The 20253-nt window shown below is 62.1% G+C and carries 19 protein-coding genes and 1 tRNA gene; 6 read left to right on the top strand and 14 right to left on the bottom strand.

Annotated elements, in window-relative coordinates; translation table 11 throughout:
• Positions 1-68: 68 nt before the first annotated feature.
• The 3 genes from V7S54_RS03250 to V7S54_RS03260 all read right to left on the bottom strand — a co-directional run bounded on the left by V7S54_RS03250 (position 69) and on the right by V7S54_RS03260 (position 3661).
• Positions 69-1058, bottom strand: a complete 990-nt coding sequence (locus tag V7S54_RS03250) for an Hsp33 family molecular chaperone (protein ID WP_065372312.1) — start codon at positions 1056-1058, stop codon at positions 69-71.
• A gap of 281 nt (positions 1059-1339) precedes the next feature.
• The gene (gene argF / locus V7S54_RS03255) at positions 1340-2257 is read right to left on the bottom strand and encodes an ornithine carbamoyltransferase (RefSeq protein ID WP_065372311.1); all 918 of its coding nucleotides are present in this window, start codon (positions 2255-2257) and stop codon (positions 1340-1342) included.
• Positions 2258-2461: 204 nt separating this feature from the next.
• Entirely contained in the window at positions 2462-3661 is a 1200-nt protein-coding gene (locus tag V7S54_RS03260) for an aspartate aminotransferase family protein (RefSeq protein ID WP_065372310.1), read from the bottom strand.
• Between the two features lie 421 nt (positions 3662-4082).
• Between V7S54_RS03260 and V7S54_RS03265 the strand changes: the two genes are divergently transcribed.
• Positions 4083-4604 (top strand): GcrA family cell cycle regulator, encoded by a 522-nt coding sequence (locus tag V7S54_RS03265; protein ID WP_065372309.1) that lies wholly within the window; start codon positions 4083-4085, stop codon positions 4602-4604.
• A gap of 68 nt (positions 4605-4672) precedes the next feature.
• Here the strand turns inward: V7S54_RS03265 and phoB are convergent, their stop codons facing one another.
• From phoB to phoR, 7 genes are all read right to left on the bottom strand, one after another.
• Positions 4673-5356, bottom strand: a complete 684-nt coding sequence (phoB, locus tag V7S54_RS03270; RefSeq protein WP_057248102.1) for a phosphate regulon transcriptional regulator PhoB — start codon at positions 5354-5356, stop codon at positions 4673-4675.
• Between the two features lie 259 nt (positions 5357-5615).
• Positions 5616-6329, bottom strand: a complete 714-nt coding sequence (phoU, locus tag V7S54_RS03275) for a phosphate signaling complex protein PhoU (RefSeq protein ID WP_093231848.1) — start codon at positions 6327-6329, stop codon at positions 5616-5618.
• Positions 6330-6379: 50 nt separating this feature from the next.
• Positions 6380-7195 (bottom strand): phosphate ABC transporter ATP-binding protein PstB, encoded by an 816-nt coding sequence (pstB, locus tag V7S54_RS03280; RefSeq protein ID WP_065372308.1) that lies wholly within the window; start codon positions 7193-7195, stop codon positions 6380-6382.
• Positions 7196-7208: 13 nt separating this feature from the next.
• A complete protein-coding gene (gene pstA / locus V7S54_RS03285) occupies positions 7209-8531 on the bottom strand; it encodes a phosphate ABC transporter permease PstA (protein WP_065372307.1) in 1323 nt (440 codons plus the stop codon).
• The gene (gene pstC / locus V7S54_RS03290; RefSeq protein WP_065372306.1) at positions 8528-10012 is read right to left on the bottom strand and encodes a phosphate ABC transporter permease subunit PstC; all 1485 of its coding nucleotides are present in this window, start codon (positions 10010-10012) and stop codon (positions 8528-8530) included. The genes pstA and pstC overlap by 4 nt, the downstream gene beginning before the upstream one ends.
• A gap of 96 nt (positions 10013-10108) precedes the next feature.
• Entirely contained in the window at positions 10109-11143 is a 1035-nt protein-coding gene (locus V7S54_RS03295) for a substrate-binding domain-containing protein (RefSeq protein ID WP_065372305.1), read from the bottom strand.
• 195 nt (positions 11144-11338) lie between these two features.
• Positions 11339-12607, bottom strand: a complete 1269-nt coding sequence (phoR, locus tag V7S54_RS03300; protein ID WP_065372455.1) for a phosphate regulon sensor histidine kinase PhoR — start codon at positions 12605-12607, stop codon at positions 11339-11341.
• Positions 12608-12839: 232 nt separating this feature from the next.
• Here phoR and ppk2 point away from each other — a divergent pair, with 232 nt between their 5' ends.
• The gene (gene ppk2, locus V7S54_RS03305; protein WP_065372454.1) at positions 12840-13736 is read left to right on the top strand and encodes a polyphosphate kinase 2; all 897 of its coding nucleotides are present in this window, start codon (positions 12840-12842) and stop codon (positions 13734-13736) included.
• Between the two features lie 107 nt (positions 13737-13843).
• On the opposite strand, the gene V7S54_RS03310 is transcribed toward ppk2, so the two are convergent.
• Complete coding sequence (locus V7S54_RS03310) at positions 13844-15058, bottom strand: biotin transporter BioY (RefSeq protein ID WP_065372304.1); 1215 nt, start codon at positions 15056-15058, stop codon at positions 13844-13846.
• Between the two features lie 343 nt (positions 15059-15401).
• On the opposite strand from V7S54_RS03310, the gene V7S54_RS03315 reads away from it, so the two are divergent.
• The gene (locus V7S54_RS03315) at positions 15402-16412 is read left to right on the top strand and encodes an NAD(P)H-dependent flavin oxidoreductase (RefSeq protein WP_065372303.1); all 1011 of its coding nucleotides are present in this window, start codon (positions 15402-15404) and stop codon (positions 16410-16412) included.
• Positions 16413-16488: 76 nt separating this feature from the next.
• Positions 16489-16564: transfer RNA gene (locus tag V7S54_RS03320), tRNA-Thr, on the top strand.
• Positions 16565-16686: 122 nt separating this feature from the next.
• Here the strand turns inward: V7S54_RS03320 and V7S54_RS03325 are convergent.
• Positions 16687-17430, bottom strand: a complete 744-nt coding sequence (locus V7S54_RS03325) for a VOC family protein (RefSeq protein WP_336408045.1) — start codon at positions 17428-17430, stop codon at positions 16687-16689.
• A 139-nt stretch (positions 17431-17569) separates the two neighbouring features.
• Between V7S54_RS03325 and V7S54_RS03330 the strand changes: the two genes are divergently transcribed.
• A complete protein-coding gene (locus V7S54_RS03330) occupies positions 17570-18523 on the top strand; it encodes an enoyl-CoA hydratase/isomerase family protein (RefSeq protein ID WP_065372301.1) in 954 nt (317 codons plus the stop codon).
• Positions 18524-18580: 57 nt separating this feature from the next.
• Positions 18581-19255, top strand: a complete 675-nt coding sequence (locus tag V7S54_RS03335) for a type 1 glutamine amidotransferase domain-containing protein (protein ID WP_065372300.1) — start codon at positions 18581-18583, stop codon at positions 19253-19255.
• 83 nt (positions 19256-19338) lie between these two features.
• Here the strand turns inward: V7S54_RS03335 and V7S54_RS03340 are convergent, their stop codons facing one another.
• Together V7S54_RS03340 and V7S54_RS03345 are read right to left on the bottom strand one after the other, a co-directional pair.
• Positions 19339-19689 (bottom strand): EF-hand domain-containing protein, encoded by a 351-nt coding sequence (locus V7S54_RS03340; protein WP_058323613.1) that lies wholly within the window; start codon positions 19687-19689, stop codon positions 19339-19341.
• A 17-nt stretch (positions 19690-19706) separates the two neighbouring features.
• Positions 19707-19958, bottom strand: a complete 252-nt coding sequence (locus V7S54_RS03345; RefSeq protein WP_065372299.1) for a glycine zipper 2TM domain-containing protein — start codon at positions 19956-19958, stop codon at positions 19707-19709.
• Positions 19959-20253 lie beyond the last annotated feature (295 nt).

The following is a 20253-nucleotide window of genomic DNA, read 5'->3' on the forward strand; positions in this document are numbered from 1 at the left end:
GCAATTCCGGACGGAAAACCGTTTCGCACTTTTCCTGGAGTTGCTCTAGCTGACCCGGAGTGCGCCCGCTACTGCGGACGCACTTCGCTTGCTTCGAAACGATAGGTCGTCGAGCAGAATTCGCAGGTGACCTTCACCACGCCATCCTCGATGGTGCTTTCGAGATCATCCGCTTCCAGATTGGCGAGCACCGAACGCAGCTTCTCGCGCGAGCAGCTGCAACGATCAAAGACCGCCTGCGGCTCATAGACGCGAACGCCGCGCTCGTGGAACAGCCGGTAGAGCAAGCGTTCGGTTCCGACCATCGGGTCCGTCAGCTCGTCGGTGTCGATCGTCTCGACCATCACCTTGGCTTCCGCCCAGAGATCGTCATCCTCGAAGACGCTTTCCCCGTCATCGCCATCGCCGCCGGAAAGATCGGGCTGGCGCATGCGATCCGGCGCTTCCGGCAGGAACTGCGCGACCATGCCGCCGGCACGCCAGCGATGGCGCGGCTTGCCGTCTTCATCGCGGTCGAGCAGCTCGGCCACACCGAGCCTGACCTTGGTCGGGATCTGCTCCGACTGGCGGAAATAGACGCCGGCGATTTCTTCCAACGTGGCGCCGTCAAGCGCAACGATGCCCTGGTAGCGCTGGGTATGAGCGCCCTGGTCGATGGTGAAGGCAAGCACGCCCTTGCCGAGCAGTTCATGCGAAAGGGTGCGGCCATCCTTCTCGGCGACCGCAAGCGCATCCGCATCGTAGCGGGCATAGGCGCGCACGCGATCCGGCGTCGAGAAGTCGGCGACGACGAGATCGACCGGACCGTCCCCTTTCGTCTGGACGATCAGCTTACCTTCGAACTTCAGCGAAGTGCCGAGCAGAACCGTCAGCACGACGGTTTCGGCAACGAGCCGCGCGACCGGAAGCGGATAGTTGTGGCGCTCCAGAATTGCGTCGAGCATCGGGCCGAGCTGCACGGCGCGGCCGCGCACGTCGAGGCCTTCCACCTGGAAAGGCACGACGTGATCGTCACCGGCGAAGTCGAATTCACCAAGCCCTGGCGTCATGTCAGTCATGTCTTGCTCCTTGCTTCAGCCAACTGCGTTGCACCAGGGACATTCCTGTTCCCCCGGCGCAACGTGCCCGCTGTCTCAATCGATCCCGCGATAAACGGATTATCCACCGGGTATGTGTCGTTCGCCGTTGCGCCGCACACACCCATGGCAGTCGGCGCTTCACTGTTGTCAGGAGCGCCCCGCAGCCGCCTAGATCGTGTCGCGCGGCGGCAATGTCAATAGCCGGCCTCACAGCCGCCGAAGCGCTGCGCCATCGCGCTGACCGCGGCGCTCGCGAGGGCCTAGACGAGACCCATGCACCAGGCGATGATCGACTTCTGCGCATGCAGGCGGTTTTCGGCCTCATCAAAGACCACTGACTGCGGGCCGTCGATCACTTCGTCGGTCACCTCCTCGCCGCGGTGCGCCGGCAGGCAATGCATGAACAGCGCATCGGATGCCGCGTGCTTCATCAGCGCCTCGTTGACCTGATAGGGCTGGAAAACGTTGTGGCCGCGGGCACGATGCTCCTGGTTCATCGACACCCAGGTGTCGGTGACGACGCAATTGGCGTTGGCAACCGCCTGCTCGGCATCGTGACACAGCAGGATCTCGCCGCCGTTGTTGCGGGCCCAGTTCAGGATCTTGTCCTGCGGCTCGGAGCCAAGCGGCACGGCCATGTTCATGCGATAGCCGAAGCGGGCGGAGCCTTCGATCAGCGAGTGCAGCACATTGTTGCCGTCGCCGGTCCAGGCGATCGTCTTGCCCTTCACCGGTCCGCGATGCTCCTCGAAGGTCATGATGTCGGCCATGATCTGGCAGGGATGAGTGTCATCGGTCAGGCCGTTGATGACGGGTACCGTCGCGTGCTCTGCCAACTCCAGCAGGCGGCGATGGTCGGTGGTGCGGATCATGATCGCATCGACATAGCGTGACAGGACCTTCGCCGTATCGCCAATGGTCTCGGCGCGGCCGAGCTGCATCTCCGTGCCCGACAGGAACAGGGTTTCGCCGCCGAGCTGGCGCATGCCGACATCGAAGGACACACGGGTGCGGGTGGACGGCTTTTCGAAGATCATCGCCAGCATCTTGCCGGCGAGCGGCTTCTCGGCGGTTCCGGCCTTGACCGTCGCTTTTCGGACGCGGGCATCATCGATGATCGTCCGGAGATCGGCGGTCGTCATGGCCGAAAGATCGAGAAAATGTCTGGTGCCTGCCATCGTACTCGGTTCCTGTCTGAAAACGGATCCTAGGTGCGCCCGCTCCTACGGGACGCACAAAGGTCACTTTAACACTTTGGATCGGTCCTACAGCGCCGCGTGTCTCATCAGACGCGCATAGGTCGCTGTAGCACTTTGAAGTGCTGCATGTTTTTATCCTAAAATCGACCAGGATTTAAGGAACATGCAGTCGGCCCTCATCCGTTAAGCGGCGGCGTTGCCGCCAGCCTTCCGCACTGCTTCAGCGGCGCGCTCGATGCGTGCGAGGCCCTCGCGTGCTTCCTCCGCCGTCACAGTCAACGGCGGCAGCAGGCGCAACACGTTGTCGCCGGCCGGCACGGCCAGGAGCTTCTCGGCGCGGATCTCCTTCAAGAGATCGGCCGAGGGGCCCTTCACCTTGATGCCCAGCATCAGGCCATCGCCGCGGATATCCTCGATGACATCGGGATAGCGATCCTTCAGCGAAGCAAGGCCCTGGCGGAAGACGAGCGCGACATCGCGCACATGGGCGAGGAAGCCATCAGCGAGGATGACGTCGAGCACGGCGTTGCCGACGGCCATCGCCAGCGGATTGCCGCCATAGGTCGAGCCATGCGTGCCCGCCACCATGCCGGCTGCCGCCTCCTCCGTCGCCAAGCAAGCGCCGAGCGGAAAGCCGCCGCCGATGCCCTTGGCAACGGCCATGATATCCGGGCGGATGCCCGTCCACTCATGGGCGAAAAGCTTGCCGGTGCGGCCGACGCCGGTCTGAACCTCGTCGAGGATCAGGAGCAGGCCGAATTCGTCGCACAGGGCGCGCAGTTCCTGCATGAATTCCTTGGTCGCGGGACGGATGCCGCCCTCGCCCTGGATCGGCTCGATCAGGATCGCGGCGGTCTCCTCGGTGATCGCATTCTTGACGGCCGCGATGTCGCCGAACGGAACCTGGTAGAACCCTGGGGCCTTTGGCCCGAAACCTTCAATGTACTTTTGCTGACCACCGGCGGCGATCGTCGCGATCGTGCGGCCGTGGAAGGCGCCCTCGAAGGTGATGATGTGAAACTTCTCCGGCTGCCCCTTGGCGAAGTGGTACCGCCGCGCCGTCTTGATCGCGCATTCCAGCGCTTCCGCACCGGAATTGGTGAAGAAGACCCGATCGGCAAAGGTGACGGCCGCCAGGCGGCGTCCAAGACTTTCCTGACCGGGAACCTCGTAAAGGTTGGAAAGGTGCCAGACCTTCTCGGCCTGCGCCTTCAGCGCCTCGACGAGATGCGGATGCGCATGACCAAGCGAGTTCACAGCTACGCCGGCGGCGAAGTCGAGGTAGCGCGAGCCGTCTTCGGCGATCAGCCAGACGCCCTCTCCTCGCTCGAAACGCAACGGCGCGCGCATGTAGGTATCGTAAAGCGGCGTGGTTGCAGTCATGCGAGGCTCTCCTTCACTCCAATCGGCATCGATCCCGCTGTTTTATGCGGCCCGATAAAAATCAAAAATGCCGCCTTTCGGCGGCGCAGGCACTATTCCTATTTCGCAGTGCAATGTCAACAAAACCAAGCCTTGCAGCGCGGTAGCGAGGCCCATTTCCCTGCGACGAAAAAATCGGCTGGAAGGGCTTGCAAAAATGCAACGCCGATCGAGCAAGTTGGGGAAAACTACGAATTCGATTCGGCGTGATTCCCCGGACTCTTGCCACGGAGTCCGGCGGTCAGTACGTTAACATTCAATTACTAGACGCATGCGGCGGACCTAGTCACCAAAAGAGTTATCGCGTTTGCAACCTCGGGATTCAGCCGGGGTGCGGTGAGGGATTCTGCCATCCCCAACGCTGAGAACGGAGAGTGCAGAAATGAACTGGACTGACGAGCGGGTGGAGAAACTGAAGAAGCTTTGGTCCGAGGGCCTGAGCGCAAGCCAGATCGCGGCACAGCTCGGCGGCGTCAGCCGTAACGCTGTCATCGGCAAGGTTCATCGCCTGAGCCTTCCAGGCCGCGCCAAAGCCGGCGGCAGCACCACTGCGGCGGCCCGCCCGAAGCGGCCGACCTCGGCGCCGCGCGCTCCGAACTACGCCGCGCGCGTTTCGACCCGCACCGTTGCCCGCCCGTCCGGCGCCACCGTTCTCAAGGAAGAGATCGAAGTCGATCTCGTTGCCGAGCAGGATTTCAGCATCCAGACCGACGTGGTCGTGCCGATGTCCCGCCGCCTCGAGCTGACCCAGCTCACCGAACGCACCTGCAAGTGGCCGATCGGCGACCCGCTGAAGGAAGAGTTCCACTTCTGCGGCAACGACTCCCCGGAAGCTTCGCCCTATTGCAGCTTCCATGCGCGGCTTGCCTACCAGCCGTCGGCCGAGCGCCGTCGGATGCGCTAAGGATCCGCACAGGACCAAAACGAAAGGGGCCGATCGGCCCCTTTTTTATTGACTTCCGTTTGCCCTTCTCAGCTTTCGAGCGAGTAGCCGGCGCCGCGCACGGTGCGGATGACATCAGGCATGGTCGAGAAGTTCAGCGCCTTGCGCAGGCGGCCGACATGCACGTCGACGGTCCGCTCGTCGACATAGATGTCGTGGCCCCAGACGCCGTCCAGCAACTGCGAGCGCGAGAAGACACGGCCCGGAGAGGACATCAGGAACTCCAGCAGGCGGAACTCCGTCGGCCCCAGGCGAACTTCGCGGCTGCGGCGATGGACGCGATGGGTTTCCCGGTCGAGCTCGATGTCGCCGCAGCGCAGCAGCGTCGAGAGAACTTCGGGCTTCGCCCGGCGAAGCATCGCCTTGACGCGGGCCATCAGCTCCGGCGTCGAGAAGGGCTTGACCACATAGTCGTCCGCCCCGGTCGCAAGACCACGGACGCGCTCGCTTTCCTCGCCGCGCGCCGTCAGCATGATGATCGGCAGCCGCTCCGTCTCCGGGCGCTGGCGCAGTCTACGGCAAAGCTCGATGCCGGAGACACCGGGCAACATCCAGTCGAGGATCAGAAGGTCGGGCAGGCGTTCCTGTAGCCGGATCTCCGCCTCGTCACCCCTGAGGATCGTATCGACGTCGAAGCCTTCAGCTTCCAGATTGTAACGCAGCAGGACGCTCAGCGCCTCTTCGTCTTCGACCACGGCGATTTTTGGCAACATCAGGTAACGTCTCCTTACCGCGAGCGCCGTGCGGGTCCAGCGGACCGGCCGGCGCTCAGACACTCTAAATCTGGAGCACCCCCGCCATTTTCAAAGGCGGTGCGAAAAGCCGCATGCTTCAGATACAGGAATTCGGGGCCGCGACCGAAGCCGCGACCGGATGATATTCATGGGGCATGCATTGCGAACGGCGCGTTTAACGCCAGAGCGGGATGAGGAAAAGTGTATGCGGTTGTCCCCCGCATCCCGCTCAAACCTTCTAGTCGTTGACCGAGCCCAACGTCGACGTGTTGTCATCCTTCGGGCGCTCGCCCTCCGGCTGGGCACCCGTCGCCATGTAATAGATCGTCTCTGCGATGTTGGTCGCGTGGTCGCCGATACGCTCGATGTTCTTGGCGCAGAACAGAAGATGCGTGCAGGGCGTGATGTTGCGCGGATCTTCCATCATGTAGGTGAGCAGCTCGCGGAACAGCGAGGTGTAGATCGCGTCGATCTCCTCGTCGCGTTCGCGAATGCTGTTGGCCTTCTCCGGCGATCGCGAGGCATAGACGTCGAGCACTTCCTTGAGCTGCACCAGAGCGAGCTCGGCGAGGTGCTCGAGACCGCGGGCGAGCTTGCGCGGGATGCCCGAACCGGCAACGGCGATCACGCGCTTGGCGGTGTTCTTGCCGAGGTCGCCGACACGCTCCAGGTCGGAGGCGATGCGGATCGACCCCATGATCTCGCGAAGGTCGGCGGCGACAGGCTGGCGCTTGGCGATCGTGACAATCGCCTTCTCGCCGATCTGGCGCTCGGCATCATCGAGAACGGTGTCGTCCGAGATTACCTTTTGCGCCAGCGCCAGGTCGGAATTGACCAGGGCGCGGACGGATTCGGCGACCATCTGCTCGGCGAGACCGCCCATTTCCGAGATGCGGCGCGTCAGGTACTTCAGTTCTTCGTCATAGGCGGACATGATATGCATGGACATGATCGTCGATCCTTACAGGCGCTTTCCAGTGACTGTTGCAGCCGTGATTGGCCTCAGCCGAAGCGGCCCATGATGTAATCCTGGGTGCGCTGGTCATCCGGATTGGTGAACATCTTGTCGGTGTCGTTCTCCTCGACAAGGTTGCCGAGGTGGAACATGGCGGTGCGCTGCGAAACGCGGGCGGCCTGCTGCATCGAGTGGGTCACGATGACGATCGTGAAGTTCGTGCGCAGTTCGTGGATGAGTTCCTCGACCTTGGCGGTCGCGATCGGGTCGAGTGCCGAGCAGGGCTCGTCCATCAGGATGACTTCCGGGCTGACGGCAACGGCGCGTGCGATGCAAAGGCGCTGCTGCTGACCACCGGAAAGTCCGGTACCCGGCTCCTGCAGGCGGTCCTTCACCTCGTTCCACAAACCTGCCTTCTGCAGGCTGGTCTCGACGACCTCGTCAAAGTCCGCCTTGGTGCGGGCAAGTCCGTGGATGCGCGGACCGTAGGCGACGTTGTCGTAGATCGACTTCGGGAACGGGTTCGGCTTCTGGAAGACCATGCCGACGCGGGCGCGCAGTTCGACCACGTCGATGGTCGGATCGTAGATGTCGTCTTCATCGAGCGTGATCTTGCCGGTGACGCGGCAGTTCTCGATGGTGTCGTTCATGCGGTTCAGCGTGCGCAGGAAGGTCGACTTGCCGCAGCCCGACGGACCGATCAGCGCCGTTACCGTGTTCTCGCGGATGTTGAGGTTGACGTCGAAAAGCGCACGCTTCTCGCCGTAGTAGACCGACACATCCCTGCCGATCATCTTGAAGGGAACCGTGTTCATTTTCTGATCCAAGGCTTTCTCGACCGCTGCTTCTGACATGATGTTCATAGTAATTACCTCACTACCAACGGCGCTCAAAGCGACGTCGCAACAGAATGGCGCCAAGGTTCATGACGACGAGGAAGATGAGAAGAATGATGATCGCGCCGGAGGTGCGCTCGACGAAGGCGCGTTCCGCCTCGTTGGCCCACATGTAGATCTGCACCGGCAGCGCCGTCGACGGCTCCATCGGCGAACCGGGATAGTCGACGACGAAGGCGACCATGCCGATCAACAGCAACGGCGCGGTTTCGCCAAGCGCGTGGGCAAGGCCGATGATCGTACCGGTCAGAATGCCCGGCATGGCCAGCGGCAGAACGTGGTGGAAGATGGTCTGCATCTTCGAGGCACCGAGACCGAGCGCCGCCGAGCGGATGGACGGCGGGACCGCCTTCAAGGCCGCGCGGGTGGCGATGATGATCGTCGGCAGGGTCATCAGCGTCAGCACGAAACCGCCGACGACCGCCGCCGAACGCGGCATGCCGGCAAAGTTGATGAAGACGGCGAGACCCAACAGACCATAGACGATCGACGGAACGGCCGCGAGGTTGTTGATATTGACCTCGATCAGGTCGGTGAGCCGGTTCTTCGGAGCGAACTCTTCAAGATAGATCGAGGCGGCAACGCCGATCGGCAACGACAGCACGAGCACGATCAGCATCATGTAGAACGAGCCCAGCGCAGCAACGCCGACGCCGGCGGCTTCCGGACGGCTGGAAGCACCGAAGGTGAAGATGCCGGTGTTGAAGCTCTTCCTCAAGACACCTGCCTCAGCAAGCTGGTTCATCCAGGTAACCTGCTGGTCCTTGACCTTGCGCTTGCTCTCTTCGACCTTGAGGTCGATCTGCCCCTTGTTGGCAGAGTCGATGTTGGCTTCGGCCAACAGGGTGACCGGAATGGTCTTGCCGATGATGGACGGATCCGCCACGACCATGTCGCGCAAGAGCGTACGGGAGCTCGCCGAGACCATGTCGGTCGCCTGCTTGACCAGCGGCCGCTTGGTCGCATCGATGCCGAGCTGCTTGACGAGCGCATCGCGCACCAGCAGCGGATAGTTGGCGGCCACCAGTACCTTGCTGTCGGTCGTGCGTTCGCCGTTGGGGTCGATGACCTTTTCGGTAAACTCGATCGGCAGCGTGATCGTCGTCTGCTGGAACGCGGTGTAGCCATTGGAAATGACGGTCCACAGCAGCAGCGCCAGGAAGAAGAGACCGGTGCTGATTGCGGCAATGCCGTAGGCGCGGAACCGGCGCTCGGCGGCGTAGCGGCGCTTGATGCCGATATCGCGTTTTGCGGATTCGGGACGGGCGGAGATCCGGACGGTCGGGGAAGCGATGTCGGTCATTCGTACTGTTCCCGGTATTTGCGCACGATATAGAGCGCGTAAATGTTGAGGCCGAGCGTGATGACAAAGAGCGTGATACCCAGCGCGAAGGCCACCAGCGTCTGCGGCGAGGTGAACTCGAGGTCGCCCGTCAACTGGTTGACGATCTTCACGGTCACCGTCGTCATCGGCTCGAAGGGATTAATCTGCATGCGGGCCGCGACACCGGCTGCCAGCACCACGATCATCGTTTCGCCGACGGCACGCGATGCGGTCAGAAGCAGCGCGCCGACAATGCCGGGAAGTGCTGCCGGAAGAATGACCTTCTTGACCGTTTCCGAGCGGGTGGCGCCGAGGCCCAGCGACCCGTCACGCAGTGCGCGCGGCACCTGGGTGATAATGTCGTCGGAGAGCGACGACACGAACGGGATCAGCATGATGCCCATGACGATGCCGGCGGTGACCACGCTCTGCGCCTGGATGAAGTTCTGGTAGTTGCCGGTGGCAAGGCCGTTCAGCTGCGCCGAGATATCACGCAGGAACGGACCAACAGTCACCAGGGCGAAGAAACCGTAGACGATGGTCGGGATGCCGGCGAGCACCTCGAGCAGCGGCTTTGCGGTCGACCGCAAGCGCGGGCTTGCATACTCCGCCATGTAGATGGCCGCGAAGAGGCCGATCGGCACCGCGAAGAGCATGGCCACGAAGGCGATGTAGAGCGTGCCGGTGAGAAGCGGGATCAGGCCGAACTGGCCGGAGGCGCCGCCGCTGCCAGCAGCAGCGAAACGCGGATCCCAGACCGTGCCGAAGAAGAATTCGAACGGCGAGACCATGGTGAAGAAGCGGCCGGCTTCCGACAGCATCGAGGCGACGATGCCGACCGTCGTCAGGATGGCGATGGAAGACGCGACGATCAGCGCGCCGAGAATGACCCGCTCGACCTGGTTGCGTGCACGGAAGCGGGTGGCGATGTTGCGGATGGCGTAGATGCCGCCGGCAATCGCGATCAACAGTACGGCCGCGGTCATCAGCCAGCGATTGGTGGCGGTCATCGCGTTGAAATGCTGGGCGACGGCGACCATGTAGGGCTCGCCTTCGCCGGCAAGGGCGACGCCCTTGGCTGCGAGCGTCGAGCGGAGATTGGCGGCACCGCTTTCGAGTGCCGCGATCTCCTCGCCGCTCAGGCGCAGCAGACCACCGGCGACGGACTTGACCTGGCCGAGCGCGAGCTGAACGGCGGCGCCCCCTTGGCTCTGGACGGTGTCCGGCAGGGCCGCGCGCGTGCTTCCGTCAATATAGATAGGAGCGGCAATCAGCCAGGCGCCGAGAACGAGCGCCGCCGGAAGCATCGCCCAGATGGCGACGTAGCTACCGTGATAGCCCGGCAAGGAATGAAGGTTGGAGAGCTTGCCGCCAGCCTGCGCCAGCGAGCGTGCGCGACCGGCAAAATAGGCAATGAAACCAATAACAATAATTAGCAAAAGAAGGAGCGAGGTACTCATCCGCACGTCTCCCCGGCATCGCCCGTCATGAGCCGCCGGCAAATCGAATGAAGGCATGCCCCGGCGCGAAGGATATCGCGCCAGGGCTTGTCGTTATCAGAGCATGTTGCCGGCTGTGAAAGCCTTGCGGATTTCTTCGCGCTCGGCGTCCGGAGCAGCAACCAGGCCGTACTCGGCGAGCGGGCTGTCCGGGCCGATCATCTGGTCGTTGATGAAGAACTCAACATATTCCTTGAGGCCCGGGATAACGCCGAGGTGTGCCTTCTTGACGTAGAAGAACAGCGGGCGGGAAACCGGGTACTCGCCGGAAGCGATCGTTTCGGTCGACGGTACGATGCCGTTGACGGTGGCGACCTTCAGCTTGTCGGCGTTGTTTTCGTAGAAGGACAGGCCGAAGACGCCGATGCCGTTCTTGTTGGCAGCGATACGAGCGAGCGTCTCGGTGTAGTCGCCGTCGATGTCGACAGCCATGCCGTCCTTGCGGACCGCGACGCACTTGCTGTGCTGCTGCTTTTCATCGGCAACGGCAGCCTTGATGACGTCAACGGCGCCGGCGTTCTTGCAGCCTGCAGCCAAGATCTTCTCTTCGAAGACTTCGCGGGTGCCGTGCTTTTCGCCCGGGATGAAGGCGGCGATTTCAACGTCCGGAAGGGCGGAGTTGACTTCCGACCACTTCTTGTAGGGGTTGGCAACGATCTTGCCATCGACGACGACTTCAGCAGCGAGAGCCTTGTAGAGGTCTTCCGGCTTCAGGGCGAGGTCGGCATTGCCGGCGTCGGTCGCGAAGACGATACCGTCATAGCCGATCTTGACTTCCTGGATTTCGGTCACGCCAGCGGCCTTGCAGGCCTCGACTTCGCTGTCCTTGATCTTGCGCGAGGAGTTGGCGATGTCGATGGTGTCCGGGCCGACGCCCTTGCAGAATTCCTTCAGTCCGGCCGAGGAGCCGCCAGATTCAACGACCGGGGTCTTGAAGTCGGGGAAGGTCTCGCCGAACGTCTCGGCTACGATCTTGGCGTAGGGAAGAACGGTCGAGGAGCCAGCGACCTGAACCTGGTCACGGGCGGCGGCTGCGCCGGCAAATGCGGCAGACGCTACCAGCGCCGCGACAGTGAGTTTAAGAGCTTTCATAAAAGTTCTCCCGGAATGGGCTTGTGTTGGTGTGCGCCAAGCGTTGCAGCGCTCTTCGCCGTCTTATCGGCTGCCCCTAGTTAGCTGCCGATGGCCACACCTTTTATGTCAGTTTGACGAAACATTTATGACAGCTCATGTCATTGAAAATACTAATGGAAAATGAACGATCCCGGCTTTTCCCGCGCCAATATGTCAGAACCGGACCGTAAAAGTCGTACCTTTGCCGACCTCAGAATGGATCAGCAGCCGGGCACGGTGCCGGGTGAGGATGTGTTTGACGATGGCAAGGCCCAATCCGGTGCCCTTTTTCGAGCGGCTGGCCTCGACATTGACCCGATAAAAACGCTCGGTAATGCGCGGGACATGCTCGGCGGGGATGCCCGGCCCATAGTCCTTCACGATCACCTCGGCCTGTGCCCCTTCTTCGCCGCCACGCAAGGTTATGTCGACCTTCTTGCCCTCCTGGCCGTACTTGCAGGCATTCTCGATCAGGTTCTCGAAGACTTCGATGAGTTCGTCGCGATCGCCCTGTACGATGACGGGCTTGTCCGGCACCACGAGAGAGACCGTCACGTCGAGGTCCTTCGCCAGCGGCAGGAGGCTGTCGCGGACATGGCCGAGCAGGGGCGCAAGGTCCAACGGGTCGTCCGGCGCGATATGCGAGCGCAACTCCAGCCGCGAGAGCGACAGGAGGTCGTCGACGAGGCGGCTCATGCGCGTCACCTGCTCATGCATGATGCCGAAGAATTTTTCCTGCGCCTTCAAGTCGTTGCGCGCGGGCCCCTGGAGGGTCTCGATGAAACCGCGCAGCGATGCCAGCGGCGTGCGCAGCTCATGGCTGGCATTGGCCACGAAATCCGAACGCATGCGGTCGATGCGGCGCGCCTGCGAGATATCGCGAAAGGTGATCAGGAAGATGCGGGGCGTCCGCCCCTCGCCGCCGATTTCGGCGGGTGCCACGCGCACGACATAGACGGCATCCGACGGCAGGCGCTCGGTATGCTCGATCTGGTTGGCCTTGCCGGTCGCCATCGTCTCGCGGATCATGTCGAGAACACCGGGCGAACGCACCCGGGCGGCCAGGTAAGTGTTCGGCGGTATGGTGCCGAAGGCTTTCTCCGCGGCGATGTTCTGGAAAACCACCGTCTCATCGGCGGCGACGACCAACACCGGCATGTCGAGCGCATTCAGCGCCGGCACCAGCGGATCGCTGGTCGGGCCATCGACGGCCACCGCCTTGGCCGGGCTCAAGATCACCGAGGCCGGCGCACTGCGGTTGAGCAGCGCCGCAACCAGAACGATCCAGAAGGGAAGCACGATAAGGAAATGGATGCCGGCAAACGTCGCAAGGATCGCCAAAAGCAGGGTGAGGCCCAGCAGCCAGCGCTCAGCCTTCAGCCGCGGCACCAGGTCCCGCCAGAACGCTTTCGAACCGTCCACCTCGACATCCTCATGAATCACTTTGTCTTCCTCCCGGACCAAAATGATCGAGGAATAGCGATCCTTCATGACATGATTTTCACGGCCGGCTTGAATCCGCAATGCAATTGTGGCCTCCTCCAAGGAAATCGAGCCTTGAGCACCGCGACTTTTCGGCGCTGCTTGGAGCTGCAGAAGTTTGAAAACGCGCATGATCCTGCCGATGATCGAAGCCGGTTTTCGGGCCCGTGCGCCAAGCCGAAGGGGCGAGCATATGGCGTTAGCGGAGACGGCGGAAAAGGCGGAAAGCCGCGCAGTGGAGCTGCAGATCGACGGCAAGAGCCGCGTCTTCGACATCGACAATCCCGAGTTGCCGAAGTGGATCGACGACGCAGCGTTTTCGTCCGATGACTATCCCTACAAGAAGAAGCTCGACGAGGAAGAATATCTGGAGACGCTGGAGAAGCTTCAGATCGAGCTCGTCAAGGTTCAGCTCTGGCAGCAGAAAACCGGAAAACGCATCATCGCGCTGTTCGAGGGCCGCGACGCCGCCGGCAAGGGCGGCGCGATCCAAGCGACCATGGGCAACCTGAACCCACGCTGGGCGCGCATCGTGGCGCTGACGAAGCCGACGGAGACCGAGCGCGGGCAATGGTATTTTCAGCGCTATGTCGCGACCATGCCGACGGCTGGGGAATTCGTGCTGTTCGACCGCTCCTGGTACAACCGCGCCGGCGTCGAGCCGGTCATGGGCTTCTGCACGCCCGAACAGCACAAGCAGTTCCTGAAGCAGGCGCCTCGCTTCGAGAAGATGATCGTGCACGAGGATATCCAGTTCTTCAAATTCTGGATCAATATCGGCCGCGAGATGCAGCTCAAGCGTTTCCACGATCGCTGCCACGATCCGCTGAAGATCTGGAAGCTGTCGCCGATGGACATCGCCGCCCTCAACAAGTGGGACGACTACACGGCAAAGCGCAACGAGATGCTGAAGGCAACACACACGGACCACGCACCCTGGACCGTGGTGCGCGGCAACGACAAGCGACGCGCGCGCCTCAATCTCATCCGCCACATCCTTTCCACGCTCGACTATGACGGCAAGGACAAGGGCGCGATCGGTGAGGTCGACGACAAGATTGTCGGGTCCGGCCCGGGCTTTCTGAAATAGCGCCCATACGACAGCGGCCGAACGCAACGGCCCCGCCAGAGGTCGGCCGATGCGGTCGCCCCAATTGCGGTCGGAGGTTTGAGGACATCGAGGCCCTCGTGCGGGACTTATTGGCCCGGAAGGACGCGTATGGCGTAGAGGGTGAGGCCCTTGCCCTCGCCGCTGATATCGCTGTTGATCACGATGCGGCCGGCGGAGTTCGGCGCGAGGCTGCGATCGAAGGTGACCTTGAACAGCATGTCGAGCCGCTCGTCATGCACCGTGAAGCGATGACGGCCGCATTCGCCGAGCGAAGAGAAATTGCACTCGACGGCAAATTCGGTCGTCTTGCCCGGTTGGGCCTGCACCGTCAGCGCCATGGTCGAGGTTTTTCCGGATAGCTGCGCCAGGACCGTTGCCGGGATTTCGATGGTGATGTCGCCTTCCGTTTCGGCAACCGAGGACGTCAACTGGATGCGCTTGCCACCGTCGTCATCCACCGGCTCGGCCTTGGCGCGTGAGCCCGCCACGACCGCGGCAGTGTTTTCAGGCGCAAAGACTTCCACCCAGTCACCGGTGAAGCCCTGCTGGGCGCCGAGCGTTTGCAGACCGGCAGCCCCGTCGAAATCTTCCGAGGCCACCGATGCCGGCGGGTTGGCGACGTTGGTGTCGCGTTCGGCCGCGGATTTCAGGAGATCATTGGTCTGCACCCACCAGGCGGCAGCACCTGCGGCTGCGGCAAGGGTGACGACCACCATGGTGAAGGACAGGAAGCGGCTGCGCTTGCGGCGGCGCTTTCGATCGGTGTCTCCACGAACCTCGGGCGCGGCGGTGGCGGCTTCCGCGCTCTTTGCAGCAGTATCCGCTGCCGCACGCGTCGAGACGACCGGGCCATCACGGTCGGCACGAAGGCCGCCGAGACCGCCATCATTCGCCGCGGGACGGGACGCATCGGCAGCAAAGCCAGGCTCGCGGCGGTCCGCCGCCGGCGACGGCACTTGGGCCTGAGGCCGGGATTGCGCTTGGGATTGCGGCTCGATACGCGCCTGCTCCGGGCCACGTGCGCGGACGCTATCATCGACACTGACGACGGGAGGTGTGGCAACGGGAGGCGCCGGTTGCCGCGCCCTGAGGGCGGCACGCTCCTCCGTTTCGATCGCATGGATCACCGCCTCCAGCCGATGGCGCTGCTGGGCGATGACGTTGACGTCCTCAATTCCCTGTTTCTGCAGCCCGGCTTCCAGCGCCTGGCGGGCCGACTGGTAGATGCGCGCGCGCGTTTCCGCGCTGGCGCGGTCGGAGCGCTCAAGCGCATTTCTGATCGCAGTCTCAAGTCCGCTCACATCAAGTCCTCTGTGTGTAGGCAGGGCTTTGGGCCTGCCGGCGCGCTCTAGCTGATCGGTACCCCTCGATCTTTCTCCAAGGGCCTAACGGTTAAATCTGGAGGCACGCCGTTGGTTTTGTTAACAATTGCGTAACCGCTGCTTTCGGAATCCGCAAGTCCGGTGGCCCAGTCGACCGGCCAAGCCCGGGGAAAACGCGACAACTTCGCAGGCGCAATGCAGGATAAGCCGGCGTCGCCGGCGCGAAAACCACCTCTTTGCAAGCGATGAACTTGCTGCTATCTGTTTTGACGTTTACGCAAACGTCAAAGTTCAATGCGCCAATCGAGGGATGGAGAAACCGATGCCGCTTCCGCCAATTCTTTCCGGAACGACGAGACTGCCGGTCGTCGGCGCGCCCCTGTTCATCATCTCCAATCCGCAGTTGACGATCGCACAGTGCAAGGCCGGCGTGATCGGCGCCTTCCCAGCGCTCAACGCTCGTCCGCATTCGCAGCTCGACGAATGGCTTGCCGAGATCACCGAGACGCTCGCCGATCACGACGCCAAGAACCCGGGCCGGCGCGCCGCGCCCTTCGCCGTCAACCAGATCGTGCACAAGTCCAACGCGCGCCTCGAACAGGACCTGATGCTCTGCGTCAAATACAAGGTTCCGGTGGTCATTTCCTCGCTCGGCGCCGTGCCCGAGGTCAACGCCGCGATCCATTCCTACGGTGGCATCGTGCTGCATGACATCATCAACAACCGCCACGCCAATTCGGCGATCCGCAAGGGCGCCGATGGCCTGATCGCCGTTGCTGCTGGCGCTGGCGGCCATGCCGGTACGCTTTCGCCGTTTGCACTCATCCAGGAAATCCGCTCCTGGTTCGATGGCCCGCTGCTCCTTTCCGGCGCGATCGCCACCGGCGGCGCCATCCTGGCCGCCCAGGCGATGGGTGCCGACATGGCCTATATCGGCTCGCCGTTCATCGCGACGGAAGAGGCGCGCGCCACCGACGCCTACAAGCAGATGATCGTCGACAGCAACGCCGCCGACATCGTCTATTCCAATTATTTCACAGGCATTCATGGCAACTACCTGAAGCCTTCGATCGCTGCTGCCGGCATGGATCCGGACAAACTGCCGGAAGCAGATCCGTCGAAGATGGACTTCGGCGCCGCAACCGACAGCGCCAAGGCCTGGAAGGACATCTGGGGCTGCGGCCAGGGCATCGGCGCGGTCAAGGAAGTGACCTCCGTCGCCCGTCTCGTCGACCGGCTCGAGCGCGAATACGATGCGGCACGCACCCGCCTTGGCCTGAACGCCATGCCCGTCGCGGCCACCAACAAGGAATTTTCAAGTTCTCGAAACTGATGGCTTGAAATCTTGGCGCTTTGCGTTTATCAGCGCCTCACATTCGTTCCGCGGTCTTCCGCGGAACCGCCCCCGGGCCGCTTTAGCTCAGTCGGTAGAGCACATCATTCGTAATGATGGGGTCACGTGTTCGAGTCACGTAAGCGGCACCATTCCTCTCCGGATATCAAATCGAACTCCATTCAGCAGACTGGTGCGGTGGTTCCCAAGTCTGCGCTTCGGCGCTTTCGATTGCGGCAAGGCGACCGTTTGTAGGTCGCGACGCAGAACGGCGTTATGCCGCGTGGATCTTCCAACCATTGGCCAGGTCCGACATGGCTCCAGGCGCATCCACGCCGCTCAACCAAATTTCCAAACCCTTGGCGCTCGGCAGTTGGCGCTTTTCCGGGAACCATGGCCGGCTAGGGGCGACGGCGATAAGCAACCCCTCATCACTACCGATCGCGGCAAAGCCGGGAGAGGCCGGTCCGAGCGTTGCGACCCCGAACGTCCGAGCGGCCTCGGCAATGACACTCCCGACGTCTTCGGTCGGAAGTCCGACCTCGCTGAGGCAGGATAAATCAGCGCCGCTGAACGGCCGCTTTCCAGCCGGGCCGATTAGCCTGCGGCGGCCGATCAATTCCAGCACCGAGCTATCGGGACCATCGAAGTAGATAGATTTTGACTGCCAATGCCCCTCAAGAACGAAGCACTCTCCGCTATCCGGTTCCCGTTGGAGAGGCGTACGTTCCTTCAGCCATTCTATCGCGGCATCAAACCGATCATAGGGCACATTGAAAGCCAGGTGCACGCCGTGTGGTGCATCTCCGACGGCCGAGACCAGCCGGATTTCGCTCCATCCCACCTGAATGGAATTCCCGGCTATCGGCAGTTCCAGCACATCGCGAAAGAAGGCTGCACTCTTTGCGACATCCGATGCAGGGAGTGTCAGTCTATTTATACGCATGAAATCCGCTCCCGACGACGCGATTGGCTTTATCGGGCGATTTGTTACGACCTCAACCTGAGTTGAGGTCAAGCGGCATCGCATTCAACCGATTTTCGGCACAGTGACCGCCGATGCGCATGCATTCACCCGAATGACGGAATGCGTGAAGATGGCTCCATCGAAACCGAGCGCAGCAATCCGAACCGGCGCTCACAGAGGAGACAGGGCGATGAAAGGCATCAGAAGACTGGCCGTTCTTCTGGCGGCATCGGCGGCAATCTTTTCGACCATCCAGTCACCCGCGCAGTCCGCGGAATCGTCCGGCAAGGCCGCACAGGCTCAGCCCGCCGAGGCCGCTCAATCGGAGAAGATTCGGCTGACACGCAACAGCGCGGCCTATTGGACCGTGACCTTCAATAACCCACCGCTCAACATCGTGGGTCCGACCGAGGTCCGCCAACTCGTCAAGATCCTCGACCGGATCGAGGCCGATCCGAACGTCAAGGTCGTCGTCTTCGACAGCTCGGTACCGGGCTACTTCATGGCGCACTACGATCTTCTGAAGCCGCTCGAAGATTCGACCGGCATGCCTTCCGGGCCGACTGGCATGCATCCCGTGCCTGATTTCATGACACGCCTCAGCCGTCTGAAGGCCGTGATGATCGTTTCCATTCGCGGGCGGGCAAGCGGCATCGGCAGCGAACTGGCGCTTGCGGCCGACATGCGTTTCGCCAGCCGCGAGAAAGCGGTACTATCGCAGTTCGAAGTCGGTGCAGGCTTCGTCCCGGGCGGCGGGCCGATGGCCTACCTGCCTCGCCTCATTGGCCGCGGCCGAGCGATCGAAATTCTGATCGGCGCGGATGATTTCAACGGTGAACTGGCCGAACGCTACGGCTACGTGAACAGAGCACTACCGGACGCGGAACTGGATGCCTTTGTCGATGGCCTGGCAAAACGGATCGCCTCGTTCGATCAATATGCCATTGTCGAGACCAAGAAGCTGATCGACAGCGCCAGCCTGCCACCGCAGGCGGAAATGCAACCCGGGTGGGATGCGTTCATCACTTCGGTCCAGCGCCCAGCGGCGCAATCCCGCGTCAAGGCGTTGGTCGAGCAGGGACTGCAGCAACCCGGCGACGTTGAAAGGAGCCTCGGCCACTACACCGCGAAGTACCGCGAGTAGCCGGTGCCATGCCAATCGGCGGCTCAACGGGAGCCGCCGCGTCAAAGGGAGCGAAATATGAAGATACTGATGGTTCTGACCTCACATGACCAGCTTGGCAATACCGGCAAACCGACCGGTTTCTGGCTCGAGGAATTCGCTGCGCCCTATTACGTTTTCCGGGATGCAGGCGTCGACATTACCCTGGCCTCGCCCAAGGGTGGGCAGCCGCCGATCGACCCGAAAAGCGACGATCCGGGCAACCAGACCGAAGCGATGGCCCGCTTCAAGGACGATCCCGCCGCGCAACGGGTCCTCGCCAACACCCACCGGCTTGCCGACGTCAAGGCCGATGAGTTCGACGCGGTGTTCTATCCGGGCGGTCACGGACCGATGTGGGACCTCGCCAACGACGTGAACTCGATCGCGCTGATCGAGAGCTTCTACAATGCCGGCAAGCCGGTCGCTGCCGTCTGCCATGGGCCGGGGGTGCTCCGCAAGGTAACCTATCAGGGTGAGCCTATCGTCAAGGGAAAGCGCGTCACCGGCTTCACCAACTCGGAGGAGGAAGCCGTGCAACTGACGGATGTCGTCCCCTTCCTCGTCGAAGACGAATTGAAGCGTCTCGGCGGTCGCTTCGAGAAGGCAGCCGATTGGGCGGATTTCACGGTCGTCGATGGCCGTCTCGTCACCGGACAGAATCCGGCGTCCTCGACCTCCGGCGCCAAGGAATTGCTGAAGCTTCTGCGGTGAATGCGAGGTGGCGGCCGGCATTTCAGCCGGCCGCTACATTCACAACGGGACATCAAACCCAGACCAACCTGCCGTTTCAGCCGTCACTTCAGGTTGCCGTCGCCACTGCGATCCGCAGTCTTGAAGTCGGCCATCACCCTGTCCAGAAACTCCTTCTGGGTGACCTTGCCGTCGCTGTTGGCGTCGGTGGCAGCAAACTGCTGAGCGTTCAGCGCCTGCTTCGTCTCGTCGGGGCTGAGACTTCCGTCCTTGTTCTTGTCGAGGTTGGCAAAGGCGGCCGTCATGAAGCTCTCGTATTCGGAACGTTCGACCGCGCCGTCCTTGTTGCTGTCGAGCGCACTCATCTGGCCCTGGTTCATCGTTGCAGCCTGCTGCGCGACAGCGAGACCAGCCGGGTAGAACACAAGGACGCTCAAAAGAACGAGCTTTCTCATCCCTCAACCTTCCGCGATCAATAGTAGCGGCACGTCAGCGCATTGCCGGCCGCAGCGCCAAGTGTAGCACCACCGCCAACCGCCCAGAGTTGACCAGTACCAGAGCCGATCGTCGAGCCGATCAGGCCGCCGACGATTGCGCCACCCACCGTTCCGGCAATGCAGCCGAATTCGTTGCCCGTCGAGCCGCTCTTCGACACGTAGGCAGATTGGCATCCGGACAAGGCTAGGGCGCCGGCAAGAATGATAGTTACGGTCTGTTTGCTCATTTTATCCTCCAATATGGCCGTCTGTTTGGAATAGACATCGGGCGGAGGCGCCATTGAGTGGCGTCGGACGTAAATAAGCTTCCGAGTATGCTCCCAGGATAAGGGAGGCTCTTCTGTTTATTCAGGAGCAGCTCACCAATAAAACACATAGTCCGGAGACAAAGGTCCCAAACTTGCGAGGCAAATACTACCCTTTGCCGCCAGAAATGACAATCTTCCGCGTAGTATTAGCTTTCCGGCCGCAATAGCCCATAGCCTTGGCCAGGGACGTGCGCCGACTGACGGAAAACCCCTC

The sequence above is a fragment of the Ensifer sp. CCNWLY38 genome (genome assembly GCF_037120565.1).
GTDB lineage: Bacteria > Pseudomonadota > Alphaproteobacteria > Rhizobiales > Rhizobiaceae > Ensifer > Ensifer adhaerens_H.